The organism is Actinoplanes sp. NPDC021490 (genome assembly GCF_055562135.1).
Genome location: NZ_JBVHFW010000018.1, coordinates 1 through 11,524, shown reverse-complemented (window position 1 = coordinate 11,524; position 11,524 = coordinate 1). Strand labels below are relative to the sequence as shown.

General features: G+C 72.7%; 10 protein-coding genes. 2 read left to right on the top strand and 8 right to left on the bottom strand.

Annotated features, from left to right (window positions below; all coding sequences use genetic code 11):
- Window positions 1-222: 222 nt before the first annotated feature.
- Together ligA and ACZ3I4_RS36310 are read right to left on the bottom strand one after the other, a co-directional pair.
- The gene (gene ligA / locus ACZ3I4_RS36315) at window positions 223-2,199 is read right to left on the bottom strand and encodes an NAD-dependent DNA ligase LigA (RefSeq protein ID WP_465386624.1); all 1,977 of its coding nucleotides are present in this window, start codon (window positions 2,197-2,199) and stop codon (window positions 223-225) included.
- A gap of 9 nt (window positions 2,200-2,208) precedes the next feature.
- Window positions 2,209-2,820 carry a TetR/AcrR family transcriptional regulator gene (locus ACZ3I4_RS36310; RefSeq protein ID WP_465386623.1) on the bottom strand — a complete coding sequence of 204 codons (612 nt, stop codon included), beginning with the start codon at window positions 2,818-2,820 and terminating at the stop codon, window positions 2,209-2,211.
- Between the two features lie 88 nt (window positions 2,821-2,908).
- Between ACZ3I4_RS36310 and ACZ3I4_RS36305 the strand changes: the two genes are divergently transcribed.
- Window positions 2,909-3,928 carry an aldo/keto reductase gene (locus ACZ3I4_RS36305; RefSeq protein WP_465386622.1) on the top strand — a complete coding sequence of 340 codons (1,020 nt, stop codon included), beginning with the start codon at window positions 2,909-2,911 and terminating at the stop codon, window positions 3,926-3,928.
- Here ACZ3I4_RS36305 and ACZ3I4_RS36300 read toward each other — a convergent pair.
- From ACZ3I4_RS36300 to ACZ3I4_RS36290, 3 genes are read right to left on the bottom strand one after another with little or no spacing between them, the layout of a single operon-like run.
- Window positions 3,920-4,183, bottom strand: a complete 264-nt coding sequence (locus ACZ3I4_RS36300; protein ID WP_465386621.1) for an STAS domain-containing protein — start codon at window positions 4,181-4,183, stop codon at window positions 3,920-3,922. The two genes, ACZ3I4_RS36305 and ACZ3I4_RS36300, sit on opposite strands and share 9 nt — an antisense overlap.
- Before the next feature lie 30 nt (window positions 4,184-4,213).
- Complete coding sequence (locus ACZ3I4_RS36295; protein WP_465386620.1) at window positions 4,214-4,861, bottom strand: response regulator; 648 nt, start codon at window positions 4,859-4,861, stop codon at window positions 4,214-4,216.
- A complete protein-coding gene (locus ACZ3I4_RS36290) occupies window positions 4,861-6,753 on the bottom strand; it encodes a sensor histidine kinase (RefSeq protein ID WP_465386619.1) in 1,893 nt (630 codons plus the stop codon). The genes ACZ3I4_RS36295 and ACZ3I4_RS36290 overlap by 1 nt, the downstream gene beginning before the upstream one ends.
- Window positions 6,754-6,845: 92 nt before the next feature.
- On the opposite strand from ACZ3I4_RS36290, the gene ACZ3I4_RS36285 reads away from it, so the two are divergent.
- A complete protein-coding gene (locus tag ACZ3I4_RS36285; protein ID WP_465386618.1) occupies window positions 6,846-7,772 on the top strand; it encodes a lysostaphin resistance A-like protein in 927 nt (308 codons plus the stop codon).
- Here ACZ3I4_RS36285 and ACZ3I4_RS36280 read toward each other — a convergent pair.
- The 3 genes from ACZ3I4_RS36280 to ACZ3I4_RS36270 form a co-directional block, all read right to left on the bottom strand.
- On the bottom strand, window positions 7,739-9,490 hold the full coding sequence (locus ACZ3I4_RS36280; protein WP_465386617.1) for a TIM barrel protein: 1,752 nt from the start codon (window positions 9,488-9,490) through the stop codon (window positions 7,739-7,741). The genes ACZ3I4_RS36285 and ACZ3I4_RS36280 overlap by 34 nt on opposite strands.
- Before the next feature lie 172 nt (window positions 9,491-9,662).
- Complete coding sequence (locus tag ACZ3I4_RS36275) at window positions 9,663-10,268, bottom strand: response regulator transcription factor (protein WP_465386616.1); 606 nt, start codon at window positions 10,266-10,268, stop codon at window positions 9,663-9,665.
- Window positions 10,265-11,416 carry a sensor histidine kinase gene (locus ACZ3I4_RS36270; RefSeq protein ID WP_465386615.1) on the bottom strand — a complete coding sequence of 384 codons (1,152 nt, stop codon included), beginning with the start codon at window positions 11,414-11,416 and terminating at the stop codon, window positions 10,265-10,267. Before ACZ3I4_RS36270 ends, ACZ3I4_RS36275 begins: the two co-directional genes overlap by 4 nt.
- Window positions 11,417-11,524: the final 108 nt, after the last annotated feature.

The following is an 11,524-nucleotide window of genomic DNA, read 5'->3' as shown; positions in this document are numbered from 1 at the left end:
GTGGTGGCAACGCCTCAGGGGCAAATAGGCGGTGGTGACGGCGCGGCCAATCGGCACCCGGGCGTCCGGGTGCCGACCGGCCAGGGAGGCAAGCAGCGCCGGGTGGGTCGGCGCCAAAACTGCCGGCGGCGCGGGTTTTCGGTCGGTGACCGCAGGCTTGCGGGCTTTGGGTGCTCCACCTTGCCCGAGTACGCGTGGCCCGGCCGGCTGGGGCGTGGTGGATCAGCTCAGCATCTGGGCGAAGTCGGCTGGGTCGATGATGGGGATTCCGAGCTTGGCGGCCTTGGTGGCCTTGGCCGTTGTGGTTTCGGAGGTGATCAGGGCTGTCGTGGTGGCCGAGACGCTGCCGGTGGCGCGGCCGCCCAGCTGCTCGATGCGCTCGCTGACGGTTGTGCGGGTGTAGCCGGGCACGCTGCCGCTCACCACGTAAGTGCGGCCCTCGAAAGGCTTCTCGCCCTCGGTTTCGGGGACGCTCATGGTGACGCCCGCGGCGGCGAGGCGGTCGATGACGCCGCCCATGGCGGCCAGGCCGTCGACGACGTGCTGGGCCTTGATCAGGCCCATCTTGTCGATCTCGGCGATCTCTTCGACCGTGGCCGCTCGCAACGCCTCCATGGTCTTGAAACGGGCGGCCAGCCAGCGGCCGACGCTGCGGCCGGTCATGCGGATGCCGAGGCCGGTGATCACCCGGTTGAACGGCTGGGCCTTGCTGCGTTCGAGGGAGGCCACCACCTTGGCCGCGTTGAGCTTGCCGAGCAGGACGACGCCGCCGGCCTTGGTGTTGCCGACCGGCAGACCGGCCAGTTGCTCCTCGGTGAGCGTGTAGAGGTCGGCCACGTCGTTGGCCAGCCCGGTGCTGACCAGCGCCACGCACAGGGCCTCGCCCACGCCCTCGACATCCATGGCCTCGCGGCTGCACCAATACTCGAGGGCGTTGGTGGCGCTGCACGAGGCGGTGTGGCAGCGCCAGAGCAGGCTCGACTTGTCCCACGGCTCGCCGCACTGGGGGCACGTCTCGGGCGGCGCCCACGGGGTGAGCCCGTGCGGCTGCTCGCCGATCGGTGCGGTCACGCGGGGAATGACGTCGCCGGCCCGCCACACCGCCACGGTCTGGCCGATCGCCAGGCCCTGCTCCTGGACGAACTTGGGGTTGTGCAACGTCGCGTAGGAGATCGTGGTGCCGTCGACGAAGACCGGGTCGAGCACCGCGCGCAGCGAGATGCGACCGGTGCGGCCGACCCGCACCTCGATGTCGCGCAGCACCGTCGAGCCGGTGTCGGCCGGATATTTGAAGGCGGCCGCCCAGTACGGGGTGCGGCTGCCCGAGCCGAGCCGCCGGCGCGTCGATTCCCGGTCGGCCGTCAGCACCGCGCCGTCGATCGGGAACTCCAGATCGCGGCGCAGTTCGCCGATCCGGGCGATGGCGGCCAGCGCGGCCTCCGCATCCTCGGCGACCACGACGTCACCGGTGGCGAGCCGCCCGGCCACCGGGAAGCCCAGCCCGGCCGCGTGGCCCATGCGTTCGCGATGCGAGCCGAAGTCGCCGGAGATGTCGTAGGCCGAGAAGGTCATCGGCGCGTCGTAGGCGCGGTCCACCGTGCGGATGGAGCCGGCGACCGCGCCGCGCGAGTTGATGAACGGCTTGCCGCCGGCGGCGACCCGGTTGGCACTGGCCGCCTCGAAGTCGCCGACGGTCATGTAGACCTCGCCGCGGACCTCACCCGTCCACGGCGTTTCCAGCCGCGCGGGCAGACCGGCGACACCGCGGAGCACCTGGGCGGTGACGTTCTCACCCGTGCTGCCGTCACCGCGCAGGGCGGCCAGCGCGAGCCGCCCCGACTCGTATTCGACCCGGATCGCCAGCCCGTCGAGCTTGACCTCGACCAGGCACGGCTCGCCGCCCAGGGTCGCGACGAAACCGCGTACGCCCTCGTCGCCGTTGATCTTTTCCAGCGACATCATCGGGACCGGATGGCGCACGTCGCCGCCGCCGGACGCCCCGGCCGCGACCCGCGTGGTGAGGCCGCCGTCGTCCCACTCGGGGTGGGCCCGCTTGGCCTCGGCGATGCGGTCGAGCAGAGCGTCGTAGCCGGCGTCGGTCATCAGCACATCGCCGGTGTCGTAATACGACTTGGCGGCGGCCTGAGCCTGCCCGACAGCAGTGGCGAAGTCGGCCTCGGAGAGCCCCGTTTCGGTCATGGCGACAACCTACGACCCCGGTACGACAATTCCCGGAGGCCGGCCGGACCGCAGCCCGTCGACGAGAAGCGCGACCATGCGACGGCCGTAATCGGGCTCCTCGTCCGGCCGGGGAGCGCACAGCTTGGCCACCGCGTACAGCAGATCCGGCGGGCTGAGGCCGGGCCGGGCCTGACCGGCGGCGGTCGCCGGGCCGAGCAGCGACCCGAGGGCCGGCTCCAGCTTCGCCATGAAGAAGGCGGCGAGCCCGTCGAACGCCGGATCGCCGGAGTGCAGCGCGGCGGCGAATCCCCGTTTGGTCGCGACGAACACGGCCAGCCGGTCGAGCCACAAGGCCAGGGCGTCCCCGGGCTCGTGCTCGGCCGCCAGTTCCGGGGCCGCGGCGGCGCAGGCGTCGATCTCGCGCTCGAGCACCGCCTTGATCAGGTCGGCGCGCTGCGGGAAATGCCGGTAGAGCGTGCCCACGCCGACCCCGGCCAGGTCGGTGATCTCCTTTGCGGGCGCGTCGACCCCGGACGTGCCGAAGACCGTCTTGGCCGCGTCGAGCAGCGCCTCGACGTTGCGCCGGGCGTCGGTGCGCATCCGGCGGGGCGGGCTCGCCGGTTCGGTGGTGCCGGACACAGAACCTCCTCTTGCTGATCCGGAAAAGCTTTCCGTATAGTTCCGGAAAAGCTTTCCGCTTCAGTCACGATACCGCCAGGAGACGCTCATGCGATACCGCACCCTGGGCCGGACCGGCATCAAGGTCAGCCCGTACGCGCTCGGCGCGCTGATGTTCGCCACCCAGGTCGGCAACCCGGACCCCGAGGACTCGATCCGGGTGATCCACAAGGCGCTCGACGCCGGCCTCAACCTGATCGACACCTCGGATGCGTACGGGGACTCGGAGGAGGTCGTGGGCCGGGCGATCGAGGGCCGGCGGGACACCGTCGTGCTCGCCACCAAGTTCGGCCGCCCGACCGGCACCGATCCCAATCAGCAGGGCGCCTCGCGGCGCTGGATCATGCGGGCCGTCGAGAACTCGCTGCGCCGCCTGCGGACCGACCACATCGATCTCTACCAGGTGCACCAGCTCGACCCGGACACGGACCTCGAGGAGACGCTGTCCGCGCTCACCGACCTGATCCGTACGGGAAAGGTCCGGGCGATCGGCTCGTCCAACACTCCCGCCGCCGACATCGCCGAGGCCCACTGGCTCTCCGAGCGCCGGGGACTGGCCCGGTTCCACACCGAGCAGCTGCCGTACTCCATCCTCAACCGGGGCGCCGAGAACGACGTGCTGCCCGCGGCCCAGCGATACGGGCTGGGCACGCTGGTGTGGGGCCCGCTCGGGCAGGGCATGCTGACCGGCCGGGTGCGCAAGGGCCGGCCCAACGACCTGAGCCGCGCCCGCTTCTTCCGGCACCTGACCGACGAGCGCCGCATCGACGTCGTGGAACGGCTGCTGCCGGTGGCCGCGGATGCCGGCCTGCCCCTGGCCCACCTGGCCATGGCTTTCACCGCCGCCCATCCGGGTGTGACCAGCACGCTGCTCGGGGCGCGCACCCTGGACCAGCTCGACGATCTGCTCGCGGGGGCGGAGGTCGTGCTGAGCGACGACATTCTCGACCGGATCGACGAGATCGTCCCGCCCGGCGCCGACGTCACCCGCCTCGACCAGGCGTACGTGCCTCCGGCCGTGACCGACCCGGCCGTACGCCGCCGTCCGGACCGCGCCGCGTCACGGTGACAGATGGGCCAGGCCGACCAGGTTGAGCATCCGGCGAAGGTGCCGGGACGGCTGCTCCAGCCGCAACAGCCGGCCGTGCCGTTCCATCCGGGTGGCCGCCCGCGCGAGAATGCGCAGCCCACCGGCGTCGATGAAGGTCAGTTGGCTGAGATCGATGGCCAGGTCGTCGCCGGTGCCCGTCCTGCGCTCGATCGTCGCCTCGAAGGCCTCGCGGTTGGTCAGATCGATATCACCTCGCACGTGCAGTGTCGTCATGCTTCAAGAGCGCGCGGCACCCCGTTTCCGTTACACCCGCGGGCGGGCCAGGCCCAGGTCGTACGCGACGATCGTGGCCTGCACCCGGTCGCGGGCGCCCAGCTTGGGCAGCAACGCGTTCACATGGGCCTTGACCGTGCCGGCCCCGATGCCCAGGGCCGCACCGACCTCGGCGTTCGACAAGCCCTTGGCCAGCTCGACGAGGACCTCCCGCTCGCGCGGGGTCAGCCGGGTCAGCCGCGGGTCGTCGTCGTTCACCGGGGCGACCGCGCCGCCGGCGAACGCGTCGATCAGGCGCCGGGTCACGGCCGGGCTCAGCATGGCCTCGCCTGCGGCCACCGTACGGATCGCGGCGACCAGGGCGGCCGGGTCGGAGTCCTTGAGCAGGAAGCCGGACGCGCCCGCCCGCAACGCCTGATAGACGTACGCGTCCTGGTGGAACGTGGTCAGCACGATCACCCGGGGTGCGCCCGGCGCCGAGGTGAGCCGGGCGGTGGCGGTCAGGCCGTCCATGCCGGGCATGCGCACGTCCATCAGCACCACGTCGGGGCGGACCTCGCCGGCCACCGTCAGGGCGGTGGCGCCGTCGGCCGCCTCGGCCACCACCGTCAGGTCGTCCTGCGAGCCGACGATCGCGCACACCCCGGCGCGGACCATGGCCTGGTCGTCGACGACCATCACGCGGATCGTGATGATGACACCTCCTGAGCCGGGCGCAGACCGTCGAGCAGGCCGCGCATCGCCGCCAAGGCGTCCCGGGCCGCCTCGATCACGCCGTCGAGATCATTGTCCTCGGCCGCCCGCGGCACCCGGGCCGCCGCCGACAGCACCGTCGCTTGCAGACCCGCCGCCACCCGGGCCCGTTCGTCGCGGGCACGCAGCGAGGCCTCGGCCGACACCACGGCCACCGCGTTCTCCTCGCCGGCCAGCCGTCGTTCCCGCCGGCGCCGGGTGGCGTAGCCGGCGATCCAGCTCGCCGAGAACGGCACCGCCAGCGCGAACCAGCCGAGCACCGCCGTGAACAGGAACATGACCAGCGTGCCGGCGCCCGTGTCGTCGGCCACGACCACCAGCGCACCCAGTCCCAGCGCGGCCGAGAACATCGATCCGACCAGGCTGATCCAGGTGAGGGCCGGCCTTTTCCCGTACGCCGCCACGGCGTACACGGCCGCGAAGTCCGCCCCGGAGCTGTAGAGGAACAACCAGGCGTCGGCGGCCGGCAACACCTCGGTGGCCACCAGCAACGGGCCCGACCAGCCGGTCAGCGCGACCGCGACCAGCACCGTCCACGGGCGCCGCCGCCGCCACAGCAACGGCACCGCGTGCGCGGCCACCGCCAGCAACGCCAGCGCGGCGGCCGCGGGGGAGACCCCACTCTCGTCGATCAGCACCGCCACCCCGGCCAGCGGCAGCAGAAGAGCCAGCAGCACCAGCCCGGCGTCCAGGACGGCCTCGCTCCGCAACCAGACGCGCAGCCGCGCGGGCGCCGCCTCGACCGGCAGGTGGGCCCGCACCTCCCAGCCGCCCGGCTCCCGCGGCCCGGCCTCGACCGTGCCGCCGAACGCCGCCGCGCGATCCCGCATCCCGGACAGGCCGCGCCCGCCACCGAGACCGGCCGTCGGACCGGCCGCGCCCGCCGGGCCGTCGTCGGCCACCACGAGCGTCGCGCCCGTCTCGTCGTACGTCCGGGAAAGCGTGACGGTCGCACCCGGCGCATATCGCAGGGTGTTGGTGAGCGCCTCGCGCGCGATGCCGTGCAGCGCCTCGGCCTGCGCCGGCGGCGGCGAACCGGACTCCGACAGCTGCACCACCTGGCCCAGCTGCCGGAAGTCGTCGGCCAGATCGGCCAGCGTCACCGCCTCGGGGGTGTCCGGCAGCACCGAGACGAGCTGATGCAGCGCGGTCAGCGTCTCGCGCCCGGTGCGCGCGGCGAAGGCCAGGGACTCGGCCCGCAACTCGGGCCGGCCGACGAACTGGGCCGCGGTCGCGTTGACCACGATCGAGGTGAGGTGGTGCGCGGTGACGTCGTGCAGCTCGCGGGCCAGCCGCCGCTGCTCGGCCGCGGCCGCGTCCTGCCGGGCCGCCTCGGCCTCGGCCAGCCGGTGCGCCGCCGCCGACCGGTCGCCGAGCCAGCGCCGCCGCACCCGCCCGGCCGCACCCACCAGCGCATACATCGCCAGGCTGACCAGCAGGTCGAGCGGCTCGTCGTCGACGACCAGGATCGCCTGCATCGCCAGCATGCCCAGCACGACGAACACCGTCGTGCGGCGCGAGCAGCGCAGCGCCACGTTGAACAGCGCGATCGACTCGGTGAACGAGAGCACCAGCAGGGCGTCGCCGGGAAAGAAGTACTCCTGCTGGGGCACGGCCCACGTGCCGAGCGCCAGCCCGCCGGTGACGAGCGCCGCGGCCACGACCGGGCGCCGCCGGCGCAGACAGAGACCCGCGACGACCACCGCGACGATCGCCAGGCCGGCCGCGGCCCGTACGGAGAAATCCAGGCCCGGCCAGTACGCGAGCTGAGCCGCCGCGACGAGCGCGGGCAGCAACCAAACCTTCCAGCGGGCCATGATGGGCGACAGCTTATCTATGCCCTGGGGCAGGGACGGTTTTCCGTCCGCGGCCCGATTCGCCGGGACGCCCGAATCGACAGACTTTCCCCATGTCAGCCACGCCGTACCACCGCCTCGCCCGGACCTCCGCCCACCGCTGGTGGCGGCCCGTCCTCGGCACCCTGTTCATCCTGGCCGCGGGCGCGTTCGCCACCGTGGCCGGCTACCTCGTCCTCACCGCGGCCGCGGTGCTGGCCGGTCGTGGAGAGAACGCGGAGGGCCTGCCCAGCTTCGGCGAGCATGCCGACCTGGCGATCGCCTTCCTGACGATCGCCGTGGTGCTGCCGCTGACCCTGCTCGCGGCCCGCTGGGTCCAGCGCCGCCCGGCCGGCACCCTGTCGTCGGTCACCGGCCGCCTGCGGTGGCGGCTGCTTCTGAGGTTGCTTCCGGTCGCGCTGATCGCCGTCGTGGTGCTGATCGCGGGCGCCGTCGGGTTGTCGGCCCTCACCGGCGGGATAGGCGACCTCGGCCTCGACGACCAGCTCGCCGGCTGGGGACCGTTCGCCGTGTCGATGCTGTTGCTGGTCATGGTGGTGCCGCCGCAGGCCGCCGCCGAGGAGTACTTCACCCGCGGCTGGCTGCTGCAGGCGACCGGCGTGTGGTTCCGCCGCCCGTGGGTGCCGATCGCGTTCCAGGCGCTGGTGTTCGCGGCGGCGCACGGCTGGGGCACGCCGTGGGGCTTCGCCGACCTGTTCGTGTTCGGCGCGGTCACCGGCTGGCTGACCGTACGGACCGGTGGTCTCGAGGCGGCGATCGCCCTGCACGTCATGAACAACCTGGTCAGCGCCGGACTCGCGGCGGCCTACGGGCAGCTGACCATCACCGAGACGGCGGCCGACATGCCGTGGCAGATGGCCGCCGTCGACGTCGTGGTGCTCACCGCGTACGCAATCGTGGTCCGGAAAATGACGAGCAAGCCGCAGCCGGAGCCGGTCGTGCCGGATCAGCGGCCGTTCGCCGACGCCATCCGCTCGTGACGCTGGGCGGCCATCCGCACCGGATCGTTGGCGAAGCCGTAACCGCGGTAGCCGCCGACCCGCTGCACGATCTCGAAGAAGACCCGCTGACCGATCACCGGGGTGAACAGCTGCAGGTAGTGGCCGTGTTCGTCCTCGTCGTACAGGGTGCTCGCCGTCCGGCCCCGGGCGGCCAGGTCGTCGAAGTAGTTGGCCGGGATCGGAACGGTGTCCTTGAACGCCGTGATGTCGTCGGTGAGCAGCGTGATGTGCTGGGGATGCGGCACGGCCGGGGCCCAGTCGCCGCGGCGCAGCAGGGGGACGCTCAGCGACAGGCGCGCACTGCGGTCCTCGTTGCGGATGGCCAGCGTGCGCATCAGCCCGAACGGCGCCGCGAACTCGCCCGCCTCGTCGTCGGTCATGCCGAGCACGCTCCGGTAGAAGAGGGCGGCTTCGTCGTAGCGGTCGAACGGCTGGGCCAGCGAGAGGTGGTCGATGGCGATGATGAGCTGCTGGGACGGACGTTCGCCGGTGGGCAGGAAGTCGCCCCGCCAGTCCTCGGCGTCGTGCCGGCAGAAGAAGATCTCGGTGCCGTCGGGGGCGGCCACCGCGGTGAAATCGGCCTCGCTCCGGCGGCGGCGCCGGGGGAGGGGCTTGGCCAGAAGCTCGGCCGCTCGTTGCGCGCCGGCGGCGGGATCGCTGCTCTCGAGGGCGAAGGCGCGGATCGCGGCCGAACCCTCGTCGGGCCGGGGCGCGCCCGAGTTGAGCAGGATGCGGGCGCGTCCCTGCTCCCACAGCTGGACGGCCTTCGAGCGGTGCTGGCCGGTGTGCGCGAAACCGAGCGACCGCAGCACGTTCTCGAGCTGCGGACCGGTCTCGGGGTCCACGCCCAGCTCGGCGAAGGCGATGCCGTGCAGGCGCGGCGCCGGGGTGAGATCGCCGGCCAGCGCGATCAGCGAACGCCGGGCGTCCACGGCCGTCCGGTGCGGATCGGCCTGGCGGAAGACGTCGTTGAACACCTCCAGCGAGAGCGGGCCCCGATAACCGGCGTCGAGCACCGCGCGCGTGAAGCCGGCCAGGTCGAGGCGGCCCTGCAGCGGGAACAGCCGGTGGTGGCGGCTCCACTGCAGCACATCCATGTCGAGGCGGGGCGCGTCGGCCAGCTGCAGGAAGAAGATGCGGTCACCGGGCAGACGGGCGATTTCCCCGTACGCGTCGGTGCGCGAGAGGACGTGGAAGGAGTCGAGGCAGAGGCCGAGCGCGGGATGGTCGGCCCGGCGCACGAGGTCCCAGGAGTGTTCCCAGGTCGACACGTGGCGTCCCCAGGCCAGGGCCTCGTACGCGATGCGCATGCCTCGTTCGGCGGCCAGCGTGGCCAGATGCCGGAGCTGGTCGGCGGCCAGGGCGTCGTCGTCGATCGTGTCGGGGGCGACGGAGGAGCAGATGAGGATCGTGTCGGTGCCCAGGCGGGCCATCAGGTCGAGCTTGGCCCGGAAACGGTGCTCGGTCGCGGCGAAGCGCTGCGGGTCGGCTCCCTCGGCGTCGCGGAACGGCTGGTAGAGATCGATGGTGAGCCCGAGGTCGGCGACGCGCCGGCGGATCTCTTCGGGGGAGCGGGCCGAGGCGATGAGGTCGTTCTCGAAGATCTCGACGGCGTCGAAGCCGGCGGCGGCGGCCGCTTCCAGGCGGTCCTCGAGGGTGCCGGAGAGGCAGACGGTGGCGATGCTCGTGCGCGTCATGGCCGTCGTCTCCCTTTATGTACGAACCGGTACGTTCACTCTAGGAGGGGGCGGCGGGGGTGGCAAGGCTTGGGGATGAAGAAGCGAACCAGGATCCTAGGATGCTTTAGGCGGTGTGGCGGGGCCATACGGGCGCGGGTGGAACGATGCGGCTTGCGGGGCCTGCGGGCGGCTAGATCCAGCCCTGTTCGCGGGCCAGGCGGGCGGCCTCGTGGCGGTTGGCGGCGCCTAGTTTGCCGGCGGCCGCGGAGAGGTAGTTGCGGACCGTGCCGGGGGAGAGGCTGGCCCGGCGGGCGATCTCGTCGATCGGGGCGCCCGAGGCGGCCAGGACGAGGACGTCGGTTTCGCGGGCGGTCAGGGGGCTGTCGCCGGCGCTGATGGCCTCGGCGGCCAGCTGGGGGTCGACGTAGCGGCCGCCGGCGGCGACCGTGCGGATGACGCCGGCCAGCACTTCGGCCGCGGCCGTCTTGGGGAGGAAGGCGCGGACCCCGGCGGCCAGGGCGCGGCGCAGGTGGCCGGGCAGGCCGTGGCTGGTGACGATCATCGTGCGGCAGGCCGGCAGGTCGCGGTGCAGGGTTGCGGCCACGGCGACGCCGTCCATGTCGGGGAGTTGCAGGTCGATCACGGCCACGTCGGGGCGCAGGGCGCGGGCCATCGCCAGGGTTTCCGCGCCGGTGGCGGCCTGGGCCGAGACGGTGAGATCGTCCTCGAGGGCCAGCAGGGCGGCCATGGCCCCGCGGATGAGGTGCTCGTCGTCGGCCAGCAGCACCCGGATCACGACGTCTCCGTCCGGGGGAGTGAGACCGTGAGGCGGAAGCCGTCGGGGTGCTGCCGTTCGGCGCTGACCGTGCCGCCGAGGCCGGTGATCCGCTCGGTCAGGCCGGTCAGGCCATTGCCCAGCAGCACCGGCGGGCCGGCCGGCGATCCGTCGTTGGACATTGTCAGCGTTACCGCGCCGGGAGTGGTGGTCAGCGTGATGTGGCAGGCGCGGGCCTCGCTGTGGCGCAGGACGTTGGTGGTGCCCTCGCGGACGACCCAGCCCAGGGCGGTCTGGGTCGGGCCGGGAAGGACGGTGGCGTCGGCGGTCACCTGGCAGGCGATGCCCGCGGATTCGAGCAACGAGCGGGCGCCGGAGATTTCGGCGGGAAGGTCGGTGGTGCGGTAGCCGCCGACCACGGCGCGCAGGTCGGCCAGCGCGTCCTGGGCGATGCGGCGGACCTCGAGCATCTCGTCCGCCGCCTCGGGGCGGCCGCGCTGGGCCAGGCGGGCGGAGAGTTCGGCCTTGAGAGCCACGACCGAGAGCGTACGCCCGAGGACGTCGTGCAGGTCGCGGGAGATGCGCAGGCGTTCCTCGGCCACCGCGAGGCCGGCCTGGACGCGGCGGGCCTCGTCGAGCTCGCGCACCAGGCCCAGCGCCCAGAGCGTGACGCGGGTGGCCGGAGCCAGCACCAGCAGCACGCCGGCCAGGGCGATCGCGGAACCGGGGCCGGTCACCGCGGCCAGCGTGACGCCGCCGGCCAGTCCGAGCGTGCACACCACGATGGCCGCCCGCAGGACCGTGGCCAAGGCTACGGCGTACAGGGTGATGATCATCAGGAGGACGGCGGCGGTGGGGCTGTCGGGGTCGGCGGGCGCTGTGCCCCGATAGGCGATGACGGTGGCGGCGCAGGTGACCGCGGCCGACAAGGCGCCGGCGGCGATGAGCCGGACCGGGCGCGGGCCGGTGGGGTAGGAGGCGATGCCCGCGCGCATCAGCAGGACGCACAGGACAACGTGGACGGTGGTGGTGACCGCCACCGGGACGACCTCGGAGCCGATCTGATCGGCCGAGAGCACCGCCCCGCCGGCGATCAGCGGCACGAGCAGCACGTTGCTGTAGAGCGTGGCCTTGATGTAGAGCTCGAACCGGTCGGTCTGGCTGCTCATGAGTCGGGGCCTCAGTGAGTGTTTGAGAGTGGTGTCGCACGGCGTGTCCCTGCCCGTTTCGGGAACGCCGTGATGCTGTCGGGGTGGAGCGTGAACGGCGGTATCCGT

Bases quoted from the DNA above. Each gene is read 5' to 3' on its own strand.
- ligA (WP_465386624.1), bottom strand. From the start codon at position 2,199: ATGACCGAAACGGGGCTCTCCGAGGCCGACTTCGCCACTGCTGTCGGG.
- ACZ3I4_RS36305 (WP_465386622.1), top strand. From the start codon at position 2,909: ATGCGATACCGCACCCTGGGCCGGACCGGCATCAAGGTCAGCCCGTAC.
- ACZ3I4_RS36300 (WP_465386621.1), bottom strand. From the start codon at position 4,183: ATGACGACACTGCACGTGCGAGGTGATATCGATCTGACCAACCGCGAG.
- ACZ3I4_RS36295 (WP_465386620.1), bottom strand. From the start codon at position 4,861: ATGGTCGTCGACGACCAGGCCATGGTCCGCGCCGGGGTGTGCGCGATC.
- ACZ3I4_RS36290 (WP_465386619.1), bottom strand. From the start codon at position 6,753: ATGGCCCGCTGGAAGGTTTGGTTGCTGCCCGCGCTCGTCGCGGCGGCT.
- ACZ3I4_RS36285 (WP_465386618.1), top strand. From the start codon at position 6,846: ATGTCAGCCACGCCGTACCACCGCCTCGCCCGGACCTCCGCCCACCGC.
- ACZ3I4_RS36280 (WP_465386617.1), bottom strand. From the start codon at position 9,490: ATGACGCGCACGAGCATCGCCACCGTCTGCCTCTCCGGCACCCTCGAG.
- ACZ3I4_RS36270 (WP_465386615.1), bottom strand. From the start codon at position 11,416: ATGAGCAGCCAGACCGACCGGTTCGAGCTCTACATCAAGGCCACGCTC.